The sequence below is a fragment of the Brasilonema sp. UFV-L1 genome (genome assembly GCF_012912105.1).
Lineage (GTDB): Bacteria > Cyanobacteriota > Cyanobacteriia > Cyanobacteriales > Nostocaceae > Brasilonema.
The window spans coordinates 68,154-89,519 of sequence record NZ_QMEA01000011.1 but is presented as its reverse complement, the minus strand read 5'-3'; the positions used below and the strand labels follow the sequence as shown (position 1 = coordinate 89,519).

18 protein-coding genes and 1 pseudogene are annotated in these 21,366 nt (G+C 41.8%); 8 read left to right on the top strand and 11 right to left on the bottom strand.

Annotation, left to right across the window (positions count from 1 at the left end):
- The first annotated feature begins 382 nt into the window (after window positions 1-382).
- The gene (locus tag DP117_RS05855) at window positions 383-1,960 is read left to right on the top strand and encodes an alkaline phosphatase (protein ID WP_169217387.1); all 1,578 of its coding nucleotides are present in this window, start codon (window positions 383-385) and stop codon (window positions 1,958-1,960) included.
- Between the two features lie 519 nt (window positions 1,961-2,479).
- Here the strand turns inward: DP117_RS05855 and DP117_RS36875 are convergent.
- Window positions 2,480-2,608, bottom strand: a complete 129-nt coding sequence (locus DP117_RS36875; RefSeq protein ID WP_282440254.1) for a hypothetical protein — start codon at window positions 2,606-2,608, stop codon at window positions 2,480-2,482.
- A 23-nt stretch (window positions 2,609-2,631) separates the two neighbouring features.
- Here DP117_RS36875 and nifJ point away from each other — a divergent pair, with 23 nt between their 5' ends.
- Window positions 2,632-6,327, top strand: coding sequence for a pyruvate:ferredoxin (flavodoxin) oxidoreductase (gene nifJ / locus DP117_RS05850; protein ID WP_169217386.1), 3,696 nt, complete (start codon window positions 2,632-2,634; stop codon window positions 6,325-6,327).
- A 242-nt stretch (window positions 6,328-6,569) separates the two neighbouring features.
- Window positions 6,570-8,078, top strand: a complete 1,509-nt coding sequence (locus tag DP117_RS05845; protein WP_169217385.1) for an FAD-dependent oxidoreductase — start codon at window positions 6,570-6,572, stop codon at window positions 8,076-8,078.
- A gap of 10 nt (window positions 8,079-8,088) precedes the next feature.
- Here DP117_RS05845 and DP117_RS05840 read toward each other — a convergent pair whose 3' ends face one another.
- The 4 genes from DP117_RS05840 to DP117_RS05825 all read right to left on the bottom strand — a co-directional run bounded on the left by DP117_RS05840 (window position 8,089) and on the right by DP117_RS05825 (window position 10,694).
- The gene (locus tag DP117_RS05840) at window positions 8,089-8,562 is read right to left on the bottom strand and encodes a DUF1772 domain-containing protein (RefSeq protein ID WP_248277540.1); all 474 of its coding nucleotides are present in this window, start codon (window positions 8,560-8,562) and stop codon (window positions 8,089-8,091) included.
- 458 nt (window positions 8,563-9,020) lie between these two features.
- Window positions 9,021-9,818: a class I SAM-dependent methyltransferase gene (locus DP117_RS05835; RefSeq protein WP_169217383.1), complete on the bottom strand. Its 798-nt coding sequence runs from the start codon at window positions 9,816-9,818 to the stop codon at window positions 9,021-9,023.
- A 240-nt stretch (window positions 9,819-10,058) separates the two neighbouring features.
- Window positions 10,059-10,217 carry a YqaE/Pmp3 family membrane protein gene (locus DP117_RS05830; RefSeq protein WP_169217382.1) on the bottom strand — a complete coding sequence of 53 codons (159 nt, stop codon included), beginning with the start codon at window positions 10,215-10,217 and terminating at the stop codon, window positions 10,059-10,061.
- Between the two features lie 105 nt (window positions 10,218-10,322).
- Complete coding sequence (locus DP117_RS05825; protein WP_169217381.1) at window positions 10,323-10,694, bottom strand: translation initiation factor; 372 nt, start codon at window positions 10,692-10,694, stop codon at window positions 10,323-10,325.
- Between the two features lie 101 nt (window positions 10,695-10,795).
- On the opposite strand from DP117_RS05825, the pseudogene DP117_RS05820 reads away from it, so the two are divergent.
- From DP117_RS05820 to DP117_RS05810, 3 genes and pseudogenes are all read left to right on the top strand, one after another.
- A pseudogene (locus DP117_RS05820) lies at window positions 10,796-10,945 on the top strand (tryptophan synthase subunit beta); the annotation flags it as partial.
- Window positions 10,946-11,129: 184 nt separating this feature from the next.
- Entirely contained in the window at window positions 11,130-11,693 is a 564-nt protein-coding gene (locus DP117_RS05815) for a CAP domain-containing protein (protein WP_169217379.1), read from the top strand.
- 143 nt (window positions 11,694-11,836) lie between these two features.
- A complete protein-coding gene (locus DP117_RS05810) occupies window positions 11,837-12,460 on the top strand; it encodes a ribonuclease H-like domain-containing protein (RefSeq protein WP_169217378.1) in 624 nt (207 codons plus the stop codon).
- 59 nt (window positions 12,461-12,519) lie between these two features.
- Here DP117_RS05810 and DP117_RS05805 read toward each other — a convergent pair whose 3' ends face one another.
- The 6 genes from DP117_RS05805 to DP117_RS05780 form a co-directional block, all read right to left on the bottom strand.
- On the bottom strand, window positions 12,520-13,083 hold the full coding sequence (locus DP117_RS05805) for a rhodanese-like domain-containing protein (protein WP_169217377.1): 564 nt from the start codon (window positions 13,081-13,083) through the stop codon (window positions 12,520-12,522).
- Window positions 13,084-13,368: 285 nt separating this feature from the next.
- On the bottom strand, window positions 13,369-14,025 hold the full coding sequence (locus tag DP117_RS05800) for a hypothetical protein (RefSeq protein ID WP_169217376.1): 657 nt from the start codon (window positions 14,023-14,025) through the stop codon (window positions 13,369-13,371).
- 17 nt (window positions 14,026-14,042) lie between these two features.
- Complete coding sequence (locus DP117_RS05795) at window positions 14,043-14,945, bottom strand: CHAT domain-containing protein (RefSeq protein ID WP_169217375.1); 903 nt, start codon at window positions 14,943-14,945, stop codon at window positions 14,043-14,045.
- 82 nt (window positions 14,946-15,027) lie between these two features.
- On the bottom strand, window positions 15,028-15,201 hold the full coding sequence (locus tag DP117_RS05790) for a plasmid partition protein ParG (protein ID WP_169217374.1): 174 nt from the start codon (window positions 15,199-15,201) through the stop codon (window positions 15,028-15,030).
- Window positions 15,202-15,942: 741 nt separating this feature from the next.
- On the bottom strand, window positions 15,943-16,524 hold the full coding sequence (locus tag DP117_RS05785; RefSeq protein WP_169217373.1) for a Uma2 family endonuclease: 582 nt from the start codon (window positions 16,522-16,524) through the stop codon (window positions 15,943-15,945).
- 246 nt (window positions 16,525-16,770) lie between these two features.
- Window positions 16,771-17,295 carry a hypothetical protein gene (locus DP117_RS05780; protein WP_169217372.1) on the bottom strand — a complete coding sequence of 175 codons (525 nt, stop codon included), beginning with the start codon at window positions 17,293-17,295 and terminating at the stop codon, window positions 16,771-16,773.
- 479 nt (window positions 17,296-17,774) lie between these two features.
- Here DP117_RS05780 and DP117_RS05775 point away from each other — a divergent pair, with 479 nt between their 5' ends.
- Window positions 17,775-19,526: a peptide ABC transporter substrate-binding protein gene (locus DP117_RS05775; RefSeq protein WP_169217371.1), complete on the top strand. Its 1,752-nt coding sequence runs from the start codon at window positions 17,775-17,777 to the stop codon at window positions 19,524-19,526.
- A gap of 786 nt (window positions 19,527-20,312) precedes the next feature.
- Window positions 20,313-21,098: a PIG-L deacetylase family protein gene (locus tag DP117_RS05770; RefSeq protein WP_169217394.1), complete on the top strand. Its 786-nt coding sequence runs from the start codon at window positions 20,313-20,315 to the stop codon at window positions 21,096-21,098.
- Window positions 21,099-21,366 lie beyond the last annotated feature (268 nt).

Below are 21,366 nucleotides of genomic sequence, written 5' to 3'. Positions count from 1 at the left end.
CCTACCAAGAGCACTGGTCTCACCGTCCACCGCACTGGCTCCTCCTGACTCCTGACTCCTTCACTGTTCACTGTTCACTGTTTTAAAGACGCTGCGCTAACATGTCGGTCAAACTGCCCACGCAGACAATTTTAGTTACTAATAACACATGCGTAACCGCTAGTCGTTGCAATTTCTTCAGGGAGTAGGGCGAGTAGAGAATTACCAATCTCTCACCGAAGGTGGGTCTGGGTAGTTCATGAGCTTGATATTTATCTCAACATTAACAAGCTCTTAATACCTAGTTAATACTCAGTTGATATGTTAATGTTGCGACATTAAGTTGATTATAATTCAGCTTTTGCTTTCTCCCCTATTTTAAAAATTTCCAACAAGGATGCATATGGAGCGTTTTCAGTTTGCTCGCTTACTATCTACTAAATACAAGCGACGGGGCTTTCTCATTGGTGCTTTTGGTGTGACTGGAAGTATCATTGCTAGTCAATGGACTCACACAAGAGCGATTGCACAGCCCAGTTTTTCTGCTTATCCCTTCAGTCTCGGTATTGCTTCAGGTGACCCCTTACCAGATAGTGTCGTACTATGGACGCGGCTGGCTCCAGAACCGTTAAATGGTGGTGGGATGCCGTCTGTGAACGTTCCAGTGCAGTGGCAAGTTGCTTTGGATGAAAACATGAAAAATGTTGTGCAACGAGGTACGGCGATCGCCACTCCCGAATTTGCACACTCTGTCCATGTAGAAGTCGGTGGGTTGCAACCTGAACGTTGGTATTGGTATCAGTTCAAAGCAGGTAATGAAGTGAGTAACATCGGGCGCACCCGTACAGCACCAGCACGCGATACCCGTGTCGCTCAATTCCGCTTTGGCTTTGTCAACTGTCAGGATTGGCAAAACGGTTATTACACAGCTTACCAAGGCTTGGCGAAAGAGGATCTAGATTTAGTCGTTCACTTGGGTGACTACATTTATGAGTATGGACCACAATCTGGAGGTCCACGTCAACACAATAGTCCTGAAATCGTCACTCTTGCTGACTACCGCAATCGTCATGCCCTTTACAAAACTGATTCCAACCTGCAAGCGGCTCATGCAGCTTTTCCCTGGATAGTCACTTGGGACGATCATGAAGTCGAAAATAACTATGCTGGTTTGATTCCAGAAGAAAATCAAAGTCAACAAGAGTTTGTGACTCGTCGTGCCAACGCTTACCAAGCTTACTACGAACATATGCCCCTACGTCGATTATCGCTGCCTCGTGGTTCTGATTTACAGCTCTATCGGCGTTTCACCTTCGGGAATATAGCTGAGTTTAACGTGCTAGATACCCGTCAGTACCGCACCGACCAACCTTGCGATGACGGCTTAAAACCCCGTTGCTCGCAAGCTTTTGATTCAAATGCGACGATGACTGGCACAAAACAAGAACAGTGGTTATTCCGAGGTTTGAGTAAATCCCAAGCTCGTTGGAATGTTATCGCTCAGCAAACTATGATCGCACAATATGACTTTGATGCCCGTCCAGACCAAGAACTTTTCAATTTGGATCAGTGGGATGGTTATGTAGCTGCACGCAATCGCCTATTGAAATTTGTACAACAACAGCAACCCAGCAATCCAGTTGTGATTACTGGTGACATTCATTCGAGTTGGGTACACGACCTGAAAACTGACTTCAACGACCCAAACTCACCTACTGTTGCTACAGAGTTCGTAGGTACTTCAATTTCCTCAGACTTCCCTGAAACCTTTATTCCCCCCGTCGTCGCAGCTCTAAGCGCCAATCCTCATACGAAATTCTTCGACGCTAAAAACCGAGGGTATGTGCGTTGTCATCTGACACAAAATACTTGGCAAAGTGACTACCGCATTGTTTCCACCATCCGTGAACCGAATGCAAGTGTCAGCACTCTCGGTTCGTTTGTTGTTCAAAATGGGCGACCAGGTGCTGAACAAATCTAGTACCGCTGTCTTGGAATTCAAAATCGCATTCTTTGTAGCGTGCCCAAAGGGCTTAGCGTTGCGATTTTGAATTTGAGCGTTAGGTATATTTTTAATTGAAATATTTTCTCTAATTCTTTTTTAATCAGAATGTTTATATGATACGGTTTTTATATTGTTAATTATGCTCCACATTGCTAAATAAAAGTGCTGAGCTAATTCTCGAACCCATACCCCAATAAAAATATTTTTTTGACTGAGAGCCTTATAAAATAAAGGCTTTTTTGTTTGAGTACATCAGTAATTAACATGAATATATATAAAAAATATGATGAGATACTAAAAAAGCAAGATGAGTTCTTCTTCAAAAGAAGAGCTAAACATAGCTAGTCGATGAGATAACCTAGGATGAAAAAAATACTGATGTAAAAAGTTGCTTAACTGGTAGCAAATACACAGTATATTTTGTCTCCAATGAATTATTTTAAATTCATTACGTTTCGATTAAGTGAGCCAAAATATAATCGCTACCAACGTATCTTACAAGTGGATGACATCCATTTTGAGATGATCGCCGCTCATAGCCTGTAGTGCTAGTTGCTCATCAGGGAAGAAAACGAAACTTGCATCACTAGGTAGTAACAGATGACCGCATACCCATACTGGCATGCGGTCATTAAACAGGAGAAATCATGGAAAAAACCTTTGCAACAATAGACGGAAATGAGGCTGTTGCCCGTGTTGCTTACCGCCTAAATGAAGTTATCGCTATTTATCCCATTACCCCTTCATCATCAATGGGTGAATGGACAGATACTTGGTCCTCCCAAGAGCATCCCAATTTGTGGGGTACTGTTCCAAGAGTGGTAGCAATGCAGAGTGAAGGCGGCGCAGCAGCTGCGGTGCATGGAGCATTGCAAACAGGTAGTCTGACGACGACCTTCACATCATCACAAGGATTACTGTTGATGATTCCCAACCTGTACAAAATAGCAGGTGAGCTGACCAGTGCCGTTATTCACGTTGCAGCGCGCTCTTTAGCAACCCACGCCCTGTCAATTTTTGGCGACCATAGTGACGTAATGGCTGCGCGTGCAACTGGTTTTGCCTTGTTATGTTCCGCTTCAGTACAGGAAAGTCACGACTTTGCTCTTATTGCTCAAGCCGCCACTCTTCAGATACGAGTGCCATTTATGCACTTCTTTGACGGCTTCCGCACCTCTCACGAAATTCAGAAAGTTCAACTCCTAGAAGATAGTGACCTCCAGGCGCTGATTGATGATGAGCTGGTCTTTGCCCACCGCGATCGCGCTTTAACTCCAGATCATCCAGTCTTGCGGGGAACTGCTCAAAACCCCGATGTTTACTTTCAGTCCCGCGAAAGCATTAATCCGTATTACAACGCCTGTCCCAACATTGTCCAACAAACGATGGATCAATTTGGGGAACTTACAGAACGACATTATCGCATCTTTGAATACCACGGTGCCCCTGATGCAGAACAAGTTATCGTAGTCATGGGTTCTGCTTGTGAAACAGTGCATGAAACGGTAGATAACCTTATCGCCCGTGGAGAAAAAGTTGGTGTTGTCAAAGTCAGGCTATACCGTCCTTTTGATGTCAAACGCTTTGTGGAAGTTCTACCTGTCAGTGTGAAAGCAATAGCAGTACTGGACAGGACCAAAGAACCTGGTAGTGCAGGTGAACCTTTATATCTAGATGTCGTCACTGCTGTTCACGAAGAATGGGCAGATAGAGAAAGAGGAAGTGGAAGAATTTCTCCTCCTAAAATTATCGGTGGTCGTTACGGTCTTTCCTCGAAAGAATTTACCCCAGCAATGGTGCGAGCAGTTTTTGAAAACCTAACTCAAGCAAAACCAAAAAATCACTTTACCATCGGTATTCACGACGACGTTAGTTACACCTCTTTGACATTTGACCCCGACTTTTCTATTGAACCGGATAACGTTGTGCGGGCAATGTTCTATGGGTTAGGTTCCGATGGTACTGTTGGGGCAAACAAAAACTCAATCAAGATTATTGGTGAAGAAACCGACAACTACGCTCAAGGCTATTTTGTTTACGACTCAAAGAAATCCGGTTCCATGACTGTATCACATCTGCGCTTCGGGCAATTGCCAATTCGCTCAACTTACCTGATTGACAAAGCCAACTTTATTGGTTGTCATCAGTGGCTTTTACTAGAACGCATTGATGTACTAAAGGCCGCTGTTGTTGGAGCAACATTCCTGCTAAACAGTCCTTATGATGCTGATACTGTTTGGGAACATCTCCCAGTGAAAGTGCAAGAGCAAATTATTAGCAAACAACTTAAGTTGTATGTCATCAATGCTAATCAAGTCGCTCGTGAAAGTGGTATGGGAGGACGGATTAACACAATAATGCAAGTATGTTTCTTTGCCTTAGCAGGTGTTTTGTCACAAGAAGAAGCGATCGCCAAAATTAAGCAAGCTATCGAAAAAACCTACGGCAAAAAAGGAGTGGAAGTTGTCCGCATGAACTTAGAAGCTGTAGACAGAACTTTGGAAAATTTGCATAAAGTCGAAGTAGACATTCGACTAACGGACATCACTTCCTCATCTCCCTCATCTTCCCCATCTCCCTCATCTCCCCCATCTCCCTCATCTCCCCCATCTCCTCCATCTCCCTCATCTCCCCCATCTGCTCATCCGCCACTCCCTGTCAGTACGCCAGAATTTATACGGGAAGTTCTCGGCAAAATCATGGTATGGGAAGGGGATGAATTGCCCGTCAGTGCGTTCAGAGCAGATGGAACTTTTCCTACAGGGACCGCCAAATTAGAAAAACGCAATGTCGCACAAGAAATTCCTGTTTGGGACCCTGATGTCTGCGTACAATGCAGTAAGTGTGTCATCGTTTGTCCGCACGGTGTCATTCGGAGTAAGGTTTATCAAGCGGGTGAATTAACTAACGCCCCAGCAACTTTTAAATCAGTCAGCGCTAAAGATAAGGACTTTGCGGGACAAAAGTTTACGATTCAAGTTGCCCCAGAAGACTGTACGGGATGTGCTATCTGTGTAGATGTTTGTCCTGCCAAAAATAAATCTTTGCCAGAACGCAAAGCAATTTATATGGAAGCGCAATTACCTTTGCGGGAGCAAGAGCGCGAAAACTGGAATTTCTTCTTAAGTTTGCCAAATCCTGACCGTAGACAACTCAAATTAAATCAGGTTCGCCAACAACAATTGCAAGAACCGTTGTTTGAATTTTCTGGTGCTTGTGCTGGTTGTGGCGAGACGCCTTACTTAAAATTGCTGACACAATTGTTTGGCGATCGCGCAATCATTGCCAACGCTACAGGTTGTTCTTCAATCTACGGTGGAAACCTACCGACAACTCCTTGGACAACAAACGCTGCAGGAAAAGGTCCCGCATGGTCTAATAGTTTGTTTGAAGACAACGCTGAATTCGGCTTTGGTTTCCGCCTCTCCCTGGATAAGCACACCGAATATGCCGCTGAACTTCTGCAAAAACTGAGTGATCAAATAGGCGATCATACTCTGGTTCAGTCTATCTTAAATGCTCAGCAACAAACCGAAGCAGATATCTACGAACAACGCGAACGGCTTACCCTCTTGAAACAACGGCTAGATAAGCTGGCTGATGTAAAGACGTTGCATGTAACGTCTCTACAGGGTGACACTCTAAAATCTAAAATCCAAAATCTTAAATCAATAGCTGATTATCTAGTTAGGAAAAGTGTTTGGATTGTCGGCGGTGACGGTTGGGCATATGACATCGACTTTGGTGGACTCGACCATGTACTTGCCAGCGGTCGCAACGTGAATATTTTGGTCATGGATACAGAGGTATATTCCAACACTGGTGGTCAGTCTTCCAAAGCAACTCCACGAGCAGCAGTTGCTAAGTTTGCCGCGAGTGGTAAGCCAGCAGCGAAGAAAGACTTGGGACTTCTTGCGATGACATACGGTCACGTTTATGTAGCAAGTGTAGCTCTTGGCGCACGAGATGAACATACCCTCAAAGCATTTCTAGAAGCAGAGGCTTACGACGGACCATCACTCATTATTGCCTATAGCCACTGCATTGCTCATGGTATCAACATGACAACGGCAATGAATCATCAAAAAGCTTTGGTAGAATCAGGTCGTTGGTTGTTGTATCGGTATAATCCTGACTTACGAAAAGAGGGTAAGAATCCTTTGCAGTTGGATATGCGTCAGCCTAAGCAATCAGTAGACGAGTCGATGTACCAAGAGAATCGCTTTAAAATGCTCACTAAGAGCAAACCCGCCCTTGCCAAGCGCTTGTTGGAAGAAGCACAAGCCGAGGTAGATGCTCGTTGGCAGACGTACGAGTATTTGGCAGCGCGTAAAGTGCTTTAATCAGTTATCAGTTATCAGTTATCAGTGAACTGATAACTGTTTTAATCCCCAGTTCTGAGTCAAATCATAGCCATAGAGAGATTTTTTTCGGGTTGATATTTGATTTCATAAGCTGTAACGCGTTGAAATTCCAGACCTTATCTTGTGGATTGTCTTTTGTCATTAGCCATGACAGTCTCAACGAAAATAAGTGTAGTTTGAAAGCACATCAGCTTAGTTCAGTATCTAACCAAAAAATCTCTATGACTAACTTACCTGGAAAACCAATCTCCTTTTGGATTGACTCAACCCCAAACATCAATTTCTCATCGTTGACGAATCAAGTAACAGTAGATGTCGCAATCATCGGTGGAGGAATTGTTGGATTGACGGCTGCTACACTGCTCAAACGTGCTGGCAAAACCGTTGCTGTCATTGAGTCGAGGCATATTGTCACAGGTGTAAGTGGTCATACAACGGCAAAAGTCACATCGCTGCACCAATTAATCTACGCAGATTTAATTAAGCAATTTGGGCAAGAGAAAGCACGACTCTACGCAGAATCAAACCAAGCGGGACTTGAACAGGTTGCTAAGTTTGTCGAAGAAGAACAAATTGACTGTGACTTCAGTCGCCAAAGTGCCTATACCTATACAGACAAAGAAGATAACCTGGAGCAAATTAAACAAGAGGTGGAAGCAGCAGTTAAACTAGGACTTCCCGCTTCTTTTGTACGAGAAACAACTCTTCCATTTCCAATCTTTGGAGCTGTCAAGTTTGATAACCAAGCACAGTTTCACGTCCGCAAGTACTTGCTGCATCTGGCTAAGCGCATTCCCGACAACGGCAGTTATCTATTTGAAAACACACGAGTCGAGAAAGTTGAAGAGGGATCGCCTTGTCAGGTGATCACAGACAAGGGAATAGTCAGAGCGCAAGATGTTATCGTCGCAACGCATCTGCCGATTCTAGATCAAGGACTTTTCTTTGCCAAAACTTATCCCAAGCGTTCTTACATCATTGGCGCACGCATTGAAAGAGCAAAAGCACCGGAAGGAATGTTTATCGGAATTGGGGAGCAATACCGCTCGATTCGTACAACTCCCTACCAAGATGGTCTTTTGCTGCTGATTGGTGGTGAGGGACATAAAGTTGGCACGGTTTCTGAGACCGAAGAGCCGTATCTGAAATTGGAAGCGTATGCTCGTGATAAGTTTGGAGTTGATTCGTTTGAGTACCGGTGGTCAACCCAAGACATGGTTTCGTTTGACAAACTACCTTACATCGGCAAACTAACTCCGTTGAACCAACACATTTATGTAGCAACTGGGTTTAGTCTGTGGGGAATGACAAAAGGTACAATGTCCGGAATGCTGCTATCAGATCTCATTTTGGGTATCAAGAATCCTTGGGCTGAACTTTATGACGCAACCCGTGCAACCCCGTTCGTCACTCCAACCTCACTCAAGGAAAACGTGGATGTGGGAATTCATTGGGTGGGCGATCGCCTCAAAGGTCTAGCAACCTCTCTGTCTGAAGTTGCTAACGGCGAAGGAAAATTAGTCACTGTCAAAGGCGAAAAGATAGCTGCTTACCGCGACACACAAGGAACCTTACATACTGTCTCTGCTGTATGTCCTCACTTGGCTTGTGTTGTCAACTGGAATAGTGCTGAGAAGAGTTGGGATTGTCCTTGTCACGGTTCTCGCTTCAGCTACGACGGCGAGGTCATTCATGGACCGGCTGTTAAAGATTTGGAGAAAAGCATGTGAAGTAGGAACATCAAGTCACGCGATTGCGAGGATAATTTGCCGGAACCTCGCACAGTATAGAGAGCACAAGCGCACTAAACCCGACCAAACTAAGGACGAAGTTTGCTGCGTGCGAGTATTCCCACTGATTCCGCAGTCGCATCCAGTTCGCTGGTACGGACGCAGGTGTCCCCTGCGAAATCACGACATTCACAGGCTCGATGAGTAGGAAGAAGACCACAGGGAAGGCGATCGCCAGACAGATTGTGCCAAGTAGCGTCCAGTAAAAGGCTGGTCGGCGTTTACGTACAACAAACAACAGTACAATTGCAAAAAGGAGCGCCCCGAGTGTGATCAACGCGCCGGGACCAGGCGCTCCAAAGTATTGATAAAGTGTATTCTGAAGGGTCACATACAGTGGACCATCGTACTGCATTTTGGCAGGCAGTTCTAATGTGTGACTAAACTCCAAACCCATGAAAAGCGCAACAAAAATGAGCGTCATGAAACGCCAAGTTCTGAGAAACATTGATTGATACCATTCTTTTCTTGAATTTTGAATGAGCGAATTTAAGCTTCATCGTGAGTCAAGTTGGTATTTGCTGCTCAACAATATACAATTCAGTGTTAATAGAACTTGCGTTTTACTGCATCTGACTAACGACATACAACAGTCTATACTCGCACTTAATACACTCTATTTTTAATACAGATATTTAAAACTTTTTTCGAGCCACAATCCCATACATCAAAGGCAAATTCGGCACATCTTCAGGTGGAAACATCCGGCGTCCGGGTGCTTCCCGCATCCGCTTCATTAAAACCGGAAAAATCTGCCAGCCTCATTACTAATTGGTTGGTGAGCGCGCCAACGATCTGGGCGGAAAAATCGCCCAAACGTAGATTTTTTCAAAAAAATGAGTATTTATACATGGGCGATTTTTCCGGAGGCTGGCAGATTTTTCAATCGTTGTGACCCAACCGTTCAAACATCTTACAGCCGTTAGCGTAAGGGTACTCCTTCAAAACCTCCAGAGTTAGTCCAGCTGACAACAGCGCAGAGACTATTTCACTCATACCCCATTGAAACTCATGGGAACGGTAGGGATTGCGAAAATTCTCAATACCCGTTTCATAGCCCCAAGGAGTTAGCGCCGTACCTGATGAAGCTACGTAATCACTGATTCCATCTTCCCAAGTTAAGGGCTTTGCTTGACTGAAGTAAGAAAACTTGTGACTCCAATCCACATCAAACATCATAGCTACAGGATGAAAATCCACCACTACAAAGCGTCCACCATGCTTGAGAACGTCTGCAATTCCCTTAGCCCAGATATTGAGATTAGATATCCAACAAACTGCACCATAAGAGGAGAAAGCAATATCAAATTGCTCGCCTCGCTTTGCTGTTACCTCCAGCCAATCAAACACGTCTGCACGATAAAAGGACGCTGAAATTCCAGATTCTTCTGAAAGTTTTTGAGCAAAAGCAATTGCTTCATCACTTATATCAACACCAGTGACAGTAGCACCCAGTCGAGCCAAACTTAAAGAATCTTGTCCAGCATTACATTGAAGATGAACCAAGGACAAGCCAGTCATATCTCCTAAAAGTTCTTTCTCTTCTAGAAAGAGCGTGCTTCCTCCCTCCCGAAAAAACTTCGCTTGATTGCCTTTATGGCTATTATGTGCCTTGGTAGCTTCATTCCACGATAAACGATTTTCTTCGTGAAGGTCTTTTCTTGGAGAATTTGCTGCCATTATCTTGCACCTACTCTGTAGGTTAAATTCATCCGAAACTAAGTGAACGGCTTTCACTACAAAACCTCTCAATGAATTTTCGGAGAGTTTACCAAAAAAGACTTTTTGCTAACCTACATAATCCAATAAGGGTGAGCGATGCCCACCCTCAACAATCAACTTTTAAATCTTCAATGCCAAAAATTTTGGCTGACTTTTTTGGTCTTCTTTGTTTTTTATGTCAGTTTCTTAACTCTACGTTTATTTTCTTGCAATCACCCACACAGCGTGAATAATTCCAGGAATATAACCAAAAAGTGTCAAAAGTATATTAATCCAAAAATCTATACCAATACCAACTTGTAAAAATACTCCCAGAGGTGGTAGAAAAATAGCACAAAGTAGGCGAACTATATCCATCGTTTCCTCCTATAAATATCAAAATGAACAGAATTTTTGTACATTTCAAAGATAACATTTATGTGCTGAAACAGCAGGTTTCTAGAGTTCGGTAAACACTACAAATTAACCACCACTGATTTTGGCTTTATAACCTAGCTTGGTCAAAATTTCTAGTATTTTCTGCTTGTGGTCGCCTTGAATTTCAATTTCGTTGTCTTTGACTGTACCACCTGTACCACACTGAGTTTTCAACTGCTTCAATAACGCTTGCAAGGTTTCTGGTTTGGACTGAAAACCGTTAATGACAGTTACAGTCTTGCCTTTGCGTCCAGCGCGGGTGGCTTGCACGCGCACGTTTTGCTGTTGAGGGGGTAGTTCTTGTATTGGTCTTTCTAGGGCAGCAGACATTGGTTTTTGTAGGGCGGCGGAGTTATCGTTGCCAAATTCCCGGTAGACAAGACGGTTTTCAGAGGATTTGCGATTGGATGAAGACATAGATTTTATTTAACGAACCACAACAGATGTAGAAAATGCAGATAACAAAAAGTTTGGAGAGCTATATATAATTATGGTCATTATGTCATTTTAGCTTGTCCGTGACTCATACTCCTTTACTTTCCAGTTTTCAATCAACGGCTGAGCGTCCCAATGCTCAAGGACGTTTTCGAGGCTTTGGTAGTAAGTATGTCCCGCAAATGCGAATGAACACTCTTGCTGAATTAGAAACAGCTTACCAGCAATTACGTAAAATGAGGTGTGTTTTTCTTCTATCACTTTGCTTTCTTAAGATGATTATCAAAGACTCTTGACGCTTCTAATCCTATATGTAATGATTGCCTCACCTGCCAAATACTGAAAAGTATACGGGTATATTAAAAAACAACCAACCAGGTTTTACCCCTTATAACCCTACACACTACTTAATTCTCCATGTTTCGACAAACTGCTTTTGGCATTGCTTTAAGTACGCTTGTCCTTGCTAGTGGAATGTCATCCACTGATGTAATAGGTCAAACCTCTACAAAGAAATCACATAAATCAGACCACAACCAGGTGTTATCAATGTCATCACGTCGAGTGACATCACCTCCTGCTGTGACTATTAAATCCACTGATTTAGAAAGGTCAGTTTTTGACCAAATTAATCGATATCGAGCTTCTAGAGGTTTGCCAAAACTCTCTCTCAATGCTAGAGTATCTCGACAAGCAAGGATTCATAGCCAGAATATGGCTAACGGTAAAGTTCCATTTAGTCATCAGGGATTTAGAAGGAGAGTTAATGCTATTCCTATTCGCTACAGGAGTGCGGCAGAAAACCTTGCTTTTAACCTAGGGTATAGTGATCCTGCTGAGGAAGCTGTGAGTGGTTGGCTTCATAGTCCTGGACATCTGGCTAATCTCAAAGGCAATTACAACATGACTGGAATTGGCGTAGCTACTAATAAGGAAGGTAAGGTTTATCTGACGCAAATTTTCCTTCGCACCGGTAGATAATTTTAGGAATGAGTTTGTAGTCAGATATATACCGAAGGAGGGAGATCCTCCTTCGGTTACTCGTGTGGATACTAAGATTGAGCGCTTTAGCAGTCACTAGAAACGTAGATAATATAAATATTTAACCGAACTACATCTCATTCATGGAAGATTTTCAAGTTTGCGATCGCGATCTTGCTGACAACTTACTTTCCCATTATCTACATGGTGAAGTTATAGCTGTAGATACAGAAACGATGGGATTATTACCACAACGCGATCGCTTGTGTCTGGTTCAGCTGTGCAACAGTGAGGGTAAAGTAACTGCGATTCGTATTGCTAAAGGTCAAACTGATGCTCCAAACTTAAAGAAGCTCTTAGAAGCTACGAGTGTCCTCAAGGTTTTTCACTTTGCACGTTTTGACGTTGCCACACTGCGTTACAATTTGGGCATTCACGTCAATCGGGTTTTTTGTACCAAAATTGCCAGTAAGTTAGCTCGCACCTACACCCAACGTCATGGACTAAAGGATGTCGTGCAGGAATTAGAGCAAGTGGAGTTAGACAAAAGTTCTCAAAGTTCCGACTGGGGAAACGCGGCTAATTTATCTGAGGCTCAACTCAATTATGCTGCAAACGATGTACGTTACTTAATCAGTGTACAAAAGAAACTTACAGAAATGCTCAAACGGGAAGAACGCCTAGAACTTGCTCAAGAATGCTTTCGATGTTTACCGACAATAGTTTCTCTAGATTTGTTGCAATTCAAAGACTTGTTTGAACATTAACAAGTCGTCATGAGTCATTAATAACTCATGACTCATGACTTATGACTTATGACTTATGACTAAACATCCTTTTGCTGTGTTTCTGCGTGATTTTTCAAACGGTCTACAACATTGTAGTCATCTGCGCCAGCAGGAGTTTGTGATTCTACAATACCTTCAGTAGGACCCCCGATAGCCTTCCATGCTGCCAAACCACCTTTGAGTTGAGAAACGTGTACAAAGCCTGCACTTTTCAACGATTGCGCAGCTTGAGCAGTTTGTTCCTCGTTTTCACCGTAAACGTAGATATCACGGCTTTTAGCCAAAGATGATACAGCTCGATCTACCAATTGATCAATTGGATAAGGCATTGCGCCCATGATATGACCTTGGTTGTAGGTATTGCGATCGCGCACATCCAAAATTGTTAAAGCAGGTTCACCCCATTCCAAACGAGACTTGAGGACATGAGCATCAGTCTGTGGCTCAATTGGTGGCTGTGGTGGAATGATTCCGCCTGCTATATTATCCACAGCATTCTTAGCTGATTCGACAGTGTTCTTCGCTGCTGATTCGACAGTATTCTTCGCTGATTCTGCAGCATTTTTGACTGATTCGACAGTGTTGTTTGCTGATTCGGACATAGTATTCCTCGCTGATTAGATTGGACGCCTTGCAAAAACTTCAAGACGACATAGATCGATAGACGGGCTTGACTAGCGCATCTTTACATCAGATTCGCCAATTGAAAATTTATTCTCTTGACAGAAATGTACCGAACAACACTACCTGAATTGCTCTTTCTTGAGAGGGAAGGTTCTACATTTCCGTCTAATGGTAGACTAGCTTATCAGACTTGCTGACTACAAATAAGTTTTTTTAATAATTTGTTTTTAACAAAAGAACTCAGGAGTCAGGCGCGGAAATTCTTACGATTTACATTCCAGTCTACCATTTAGGTTTTCAATACCATAACGACATAGCTTAAAATCTAGACTACTTTTTCTCGGTTGACCTTGAAGATCTGCACAAGTAGCAGTCAAAATACCGTCATTTACAGAAATATTTGAACAAGTAGCTTGGTAGGTTCCTAATGGGAGTTGCTGTGACTGTGATGTTAAATAATAAATTAATCCTCCTCCTCCAAAAAAGACTACAAGACCTGCACCTGCTACAAGAGTACTTATACCTCTACCAAAAATTGAACCATTTGTTGAAACTTCAGTTAAAGTTAAATCTTGAGTTTTAGAACTATTTGAATAATTATTGCTAAGCTCTTGGTTACAATGGAGTTTTGCTGCAATATTTCTTAAAATATCTGTAGGAATTTCTGAATTACAAAAAATCGGGAATAATTCCTCACAACAAAGTTTACAAAGAGCTTCTTTATTACCTATTTCATTTAAGTGGTTAATTAACTGTATAACAAAGTCAGAATCAGAAGAATCTTTGATAAACCAAAGTCTCCTATGGTCTATTCCAATTCTTAGACATAGTGCTTCTCGCGTTCTTAATTGTTGGCTACGAAGCATTAGCTTTGCTAATGCTTCTATATCAATTTCGTCTAAAAAGAATTGAGTTGACATACTTTTAACTCCGCGCATTAGTTACAATTTAGTTTTGATTTAACATTTTCCAAATCAATCGAGTACTTACCTCTTTTAAAGACAAGTTCTAGTTCAAAGCAAATTTTACAAAGGGCTTCTTTATCATTTATTTCATTTAAATACTCAATTAGCTGTAAGGCAAAGTCAGTAACAGTAGATTCTCTTAGAAATCCAAGTTGATTTGGTTCAATTCTAATCTTTAGACACAGTGGTCTTCGTGCCGAATATTCCGCACGTCCACTACGTATTAAGAGTTTTGTGAGTAGTTCTCTATCAGAGTCGTTTAGTTCTTGATCTGACTCAGACACAGATTCATTATTGACTGGAGGCTCCTCAGTATTTGGCTTCTTCTTTAAAATTGGGATTAGTTGTTCTGGAATACCCGCCAACCGAACTGCAGCACAACCAAATTTGTAAGCAAATTCGACGGATTTCCCTGCTCCTAGAGCATTGTAAAAGCCCACAGCAAATTCAATTGCAGCTTTATCCCCAATTGCCTTGTTCATGCCAATGACGTAGGGGATATGTTGGGCGATAGCGTTCGCCTGCACTTCTGAGTAACAGCCGTTAAGAACAACACACTCTAACTGTTCAGCAAACAGTGAAAACAGTTCTGCTAAGGCGAGTCCATTGACTAGCTTTATCTGCCCGGTTTCATCTTCAAATACCAGACCTTCATCTCCCGTCCCATGACCTGAAAAATGAGCAATCTGCGGATTAGTATCCAACATTGCCCGTTGAATGTCCCTCGGTCGCACTGCCCACCTCTGCTCTAGCTTGAACTTCTCCCGTTTGTTGGCTCGTCGTAATCCTTCATCAATTTCCCGTACCTCTTCATCCAGTCGCAACCTTGAGGTATTTGTCGGATTTGCTGTCAAAATCAAGATTTTTTGCTGCATATATAACTCCAGTTATATTTAAGTTGAAAATTTTTTACATAACTAACTTGGCTGTTCAAATGCCTGATTTAGTAGTAATTTGTTAGCTCTTTGCTTCATTAGGAAGCCCTATTTCGTTTGTTTCCAACCATTGCTGGATTAACTCAATGACTACTTTGTTCATTTTTTTACTCTGCATAACGCAGGTAGCATGAAACCGCTTTTTTAAGTTATCGTCCATATTAATGTGCATTTCTTTATTTGTTTTAGCACTCATGAAATGAATTCTGACATGGATAAAGCTACAAAAGTAAAAATGGCAATTCCAAAAAAATGCTAGAAAAGATTCATAATTTATTTCAATCATATAAACTGTTATTGTTTTTTAATTTGCCTTGAATTAAAGCATATGTTATGCAATTAACGAATTGTTTATTTGCATTAATAAAGTAACTTTTCTAACATTTAATATGCGCGAACGCTGCGGACATATCACAAGTAAGTAGGTAGGCACAAATAAACCTAACTATGTAACAAAATATAAAGTAGTCAAAACCCGCAGCGATTGCTACCCTGCGGGAAGCCCCCCCGGAGCCTCAATCAAAGATTTATCGTCTAGAACAGAAACTCGTGCAAAGTTTGCTCGTTTTTTATAGATTAGTGCGTCCCCATTTCTTTGTCCCAATGCGTTACCAAATCAAGCAGTTTATTAGAAAGAATTGTCGATTAATACTAAAAATCCTGCTTGATTTGGGGAGGAACGGGGGTCTAACACGTAAAAATTTTGCCAGCCCTGGTTTTATTGATCTGTCTTCGCTCGTCGGGTACGCGGGGTAATAGGGCTGGCAAAATTTTCGGGGACAATGCGTCGGTTGGCACTTTCGGTGTAGATAAGTGCGTCGTCTACGTTTCACTGCGTTCCACTCGCTGCGGACACACCGATAAATTTTCCCGCCCACCTACTTAATTTGCCGGACATGATATCCAGGGGCGATCGCACAAATAACTTATCACAACTTCAAGGAAACACCTTAGACAAATCAACAGACAAATCCGGGAAACCAGGGAGAGTCACAACAGCATGAGGCAAAAAAATCTGCTTGCTTGCATAGCCAAAGTTGCCTTGCAAGTCTTGATAGGGCTGAGTGTAAACTTCCAAACAACTTGCCACCAAATTGAATATCCAGTAATTAGCAATTCCAGACTCAGCGTAGAGTGGTAACTTTACCTGTTGGTCATACTTGAGCGTAGCATCTGCAACTTCAGCCACTAGCAAAATATCAGCCGGACTTGGATGTCCTGATAAGTAGCGATCGCTCCGACTATAAGCAATCACCAAATCCGGTTCAGGTTCACTCTTGGGAGGTAAGGTAATCGGTTCTTGTCCTCGGACTATTGCCCGTCCTTGCAGCAATATTGTGAGTTCGTAAACTAAGGAGGTATTGCAAACGGTGTGGGGCGTTCCTTTAGATACCATTTGCATGAGTTCTCCACGAATTAACTCTACTCGGTCATTTTCTGTAAGAAACCCCAACTCAATTAGGCGGTGATAGTCGGCGATCGTAAAACGTTTGGGAGTAACCGCTGCGAAAGTAGCCATACACAGACAACCACTTAGAGATAGGAATTTTGGCTATAAAAACTAGTCTAGCGTCTCATTTCCATGAGACAAGCTTTGGTGATGCATCTGTTAGTCCATTTTAATGGACTTAGGCTGTTAGCCTGGGACTTACAGTCCTAGGCGGACGAGAACACTAAGATAGACGTGTTTAACTAAACTTAAACTAAAAGGTGGTTGTTGCAACCACCATTAAAAGTCAAAATGTTCTCATCAAATCACTATCAACTAAGCCGCAGCAAGAACAAAGTCAACCTCATTCGTTCCGCCTGTTTCTGACTTACCAGATGTCAGTTTCTGATTATTCACTTCTACTGCAAAAGGCGTGCCTTGCAGGTTGATATTGTAGTCAGTTTTTTGATTTGTATATCCAACACTGGCAATCATTTTACGACCTTGGTCTGTATAAATGAAAGCCAACATTTGATTTTTTTTCTGCTGATTGTCGTATGCCCAAATCACCATGTATTGTTTGCCTTGATAATCAAATACTTTTGGCGGACGATTAGGAACATAACGACCAGGATTACCAAAGCTTTTATCAAGAAAGTCTTGAACGGAACTTTCTTCTACAGTTGCATAAGCAACTTCTTCTGAAGATGTTGGTTCAGCATCGCCTTGGCTTTCATCAACAACTTCTTCTTTTCCACGGTTACGAAAATAATCTACTGCTGCTTTCGTTCCAATTGCACCAACCGCAGCGACTCCTGCGCCAACTAGTACATTGCGAAGGAGGTTATTTCTGTTAGTCATTATTTCTCCGAGTGGATAGAAAACACCGTGCTTAATAGTATCATCACTAGTTCTTCCTATAGAAATAAATAGAAATAAATTTATTAGTCCGCCTACATGGACTCATGTGTGATTTATATGTATAGTGCGTTTTTTGTCAATCAGCTAATATACTTAAAATAATTTCGTCAAAATGGCAAGAAAAAATATTTGTATTTTTAGTTGAAAAAAGTAAGACATATGCAACGATTAGCTAACAAGAGTCTCTTTCCGTAGCGTCTTCTAGAGCGCCGGTACATGACTCACGCATTCAGGTAAAAAACCAGGTTTGTTTGGGTTGAACTCACTCAAACTCGGTCTTTCCAGCAAAAACTGAGTTTTTGGGATTACTGTACCGCTGCTCTGGTAGCACAGACGCTTTCTTGCGATCGCCCCGGCGGGCGCTTTGCGCCATCGCCTAAACAACAAACTAACAACACTATTCTTAAAAAAAACCAAACATGACTGTTTTCAATAAGTCCACTATAAGTCAAATTTTTCCTTTGTTATTGATAGGACTTTTTTTTACAGCTTGTTCTTCCCAGAAGCCCGAATCTTCGACTAACAAAGAATCTCCTCTAGAAACATCAAGTAGCAGTGGAGACAAATTACGACTGCTTTATTGGCAAGCCCCAACTATTCTCAATTCCCATCTTTCTCAAGGGGATAAAGATTTGCATGCCAGTCGAGTGACTTACGAACCTCTTGCCAGTTATGACAAACAAAGTAAATTAATTCCCTTTTTAGCAGCAGAAATTCCTTCCTTAGAGAACGGTGGATTGGCTAAAGACGGCAAGTCTGTAACTTGGAAACTCAAGCAGGGAATCAAATGGTCTGATGGACAATCTTTTACGGCAAAAGACGTGGTGTTTACTTACAAATTTATCTCAAATCCTGCTGTAGCTAGCACCTCTATGGCTTATTATGAAACTGTTAAAAATGTTGAAGCTGTTGACGACAACACTGTCAAAATAACTTTCAAATCTGCTAATCCCTCATGGTCGCTACCTTTCGTTGGTCAAAATGGATTAATTTTACCACGTCACATTTTTGAGAAATATAATGGCTCCAATGTTAGAGAGGCTCCTGCTAATCTGGCTCCTGTTGGTACTGGTCCCTACCGAGTTGTAGAATTTAAGCCTGGTGATATTGTTATCTATGAGGCTAATCCTTTTTTCCGAGATGCCAATCAGCTTTTTTTTAAGCGAGTAGAACTCAAAGGTGGCGGTGATGCGACTTCAGCAGCAAGAGCTGTACTTCAAACTGGGGATGCTGACTTTGTCTGGAATCCTCAAGTGGAAGCTTCTATTCTCAAGCAACTAGAAGCAGCAGGTAAGGGTAAAGTAGATACCGTCTTTGGAGGTTATGCAGAGCGGATTTTCCTCAATCAAACCGATCCCAACAAAGCAACGAAGGACGGCGAACGCTCTAGCCTTCAGTTTCCCCATCCTTTCTTGAGTGATAAGAAAGTGCGTCAGGCTTTCAATTATGCCATTGATCGCGATACTATTAATCGGCAGTTATATGGTGCAACAGGTCGCGCCACTTCCAATACTCTAGTCGGACCAGATATCTACAATTCGCCAAATACGAAATACGAATTTGATCTCAAAAAAGCTGCTGCCTTGCTGGATGAGGCTGGATGGAAAGACAGTAATGGTAATGGTATCCGGGATAAAAATGGCGTAGAAATGAGTCTTGTTTTCCAAACTGCAGTCAACCCATTACGACAAAAGACTCAAGAAATTATCAAACAGGCATTAACATCTATCGGCGTGAAAGTAGAACTCAAAAGTATAGATCCAAGTATTTACTTTTCCAGTGATCCCGCTAACCCAGACACAGTTAATCATTTCTACGCCGATATACAAATGTTTACTAACGGCAATGAAAATCCGGACCCTGGTGCTTATATGAAAGAGTGGACTTGTGATGAAATTCCACAGAAGAAAAATAATTGGTCAAGAAGAAACTACTCACGCTATTGTAATCCTGAATATGACAAGCTTTGGAAACAGTCTGCTACAGAGCTAAATCCAGAAAAACGCCGACAGCTATTTATCCAAATGAACGATTTGCTGATTAAAGATGCAATTGTGATTCCCTTAGTTGCTAGAGCCAAAGTCAATGGAAGTAGTAATAGGCTTGCTGGTGTAGATGTCACGCCGTGGGATGCTGAGACTTGGAATATTAAAGATTGGCGAAGAAAGTAGATTATTGGTTAGAATTCAGTTCTCAGGATTCAGTCGCAAAGCCACACACATACATCTGTTTAACATTCAACGATAGAAAGCAGTCTTTCAAGAAACACAGGGGTGTAGGGCTATTTATCCGATTCTTTGACTATCAGCAGAAAATTCACTTTTTGTCAATGTTGTTCTTGTAAAATTTTAGATGCGTTTGCCCTGGTTTACTCTGATTCATTTTCAACCTTGGTTTAGCTTGGAAATGAAGCAATCTTTCAAATTTAACAGCAAAGCCCAAAAAATCTTAAAGTTATAGTAAAAAGCACGTCTTAATAGTTGTTATCAAATTATATAGAGTAGTAAGATTATTTCACAGCAACTCTAGGACTTACGCACGTGCTACGAAAAAAAGTGGGTTGCGATCGCTTTCCTATGCCTAACAGCACGCTCTTGTAACGGTCGCTGTGGACAAGTTTATGTTGTTCGTGCGTAAGTCCTGAACTCTTTAACTTCTATAGTATTTCTGAAAAACAATAATCAAAAAACTTGACCTTAATACGGCGCGTCAGAAATCACTAAACAGTTTAAAATCGACCAAAAGCTTATTTGAGAGGCAAGATGACTTTCTGACTTCAACAAAGCTGTCCAACTGGAGAGCCTATTGACGCTAGGTACGGGACTGTTGGGCATTGCCCAAACACCAGTTTTCTACGACAGGATGATCATCCTACAGTTCTGCTTGACTACCACAGTGGTTGACCTTTAGCCTTCTTGCACAACTCACCCAGATTATTAATCTTATCAGGAAAAATGATGAAAACCAAAGAAATTCTCAAATTCTTTCAAAAACTCATTCCAATGAACTTGCTTTATCTGCTACAGAATATCCACTCTAGTTTACTGTTTAGGTGGATTTTACTCAAAGGAAGTGAGCCGATAGGTTTCAGCAAAAAATCAGCGATGGTTTTTTCTCCTCATCAAGATGATGAAACCTTTGGTTGTGGAGGTATGATTGCTCTCAAACGAGAACATGGAATACCGGTAACAGTCGCTTTTCTGACGGATGGACAGGGATCACATGGTCCAGATTCTCAAATCAAAGAAAAAATTATCCAAATTCGGAAGCAAGAAGCGGTAAAAGCCTTAGAAATTTTGGGAGTAGAAACCTCAAAAATTCACTTTTTGGAAAAGCCAGACGGAACTTTGCAAGATTTACAAAAAGAGCAACGGGAACAAACAATTCAGCAGTTAGCTGAACTGCTCATACTTTATCAACCAGAAGAAGTGTATGTTCCTCACAGAAAAGATTGTCATAAAGACCATGAGGCTACGTATGAACTCGTGAAAGAAGCAATTGCTCAAGTAAAAATCAAAGTAGAACTTCTACAATATCCTATTTGGTTATTTTGGAGAGCGCCCCTGTTTATTATGCTTAAGGTGCAGGATATTGCAGCGGCGTACCGACTTTCAATTGAATCGGTTCAAGAGAAAAAAAATAGAGCGATCGCCTCTTACTGTTCACAACTTGAAAACTTACCTCGTAGCTTTGTTAAGCGATTTGTGGGGTCTTATGAAATCTTTTTTAAAGCAGAATCTTAAAAGCAACCTCTGCTTTTTCTTTCTGTGTTTACTTGTATCAGTTAAGACTTACGCAAAAACCCTTTAAAACTTTCTTATCTACCCTATGGAAAGCCACTTTGTGTTAAGAGCATCGCGGTTCATTTTTTCATGATTAAGACTTACACAAAAACTCTCTAAAAATCTTATTCCTAGCCAATGGATGCGCTATTGAGTCCCAAGGGGTCCCGCCCTCGGGATACGTGTCTATGCGGTTCATTTTTCATTCTTTTGCGTCAGTCCTGTCAGT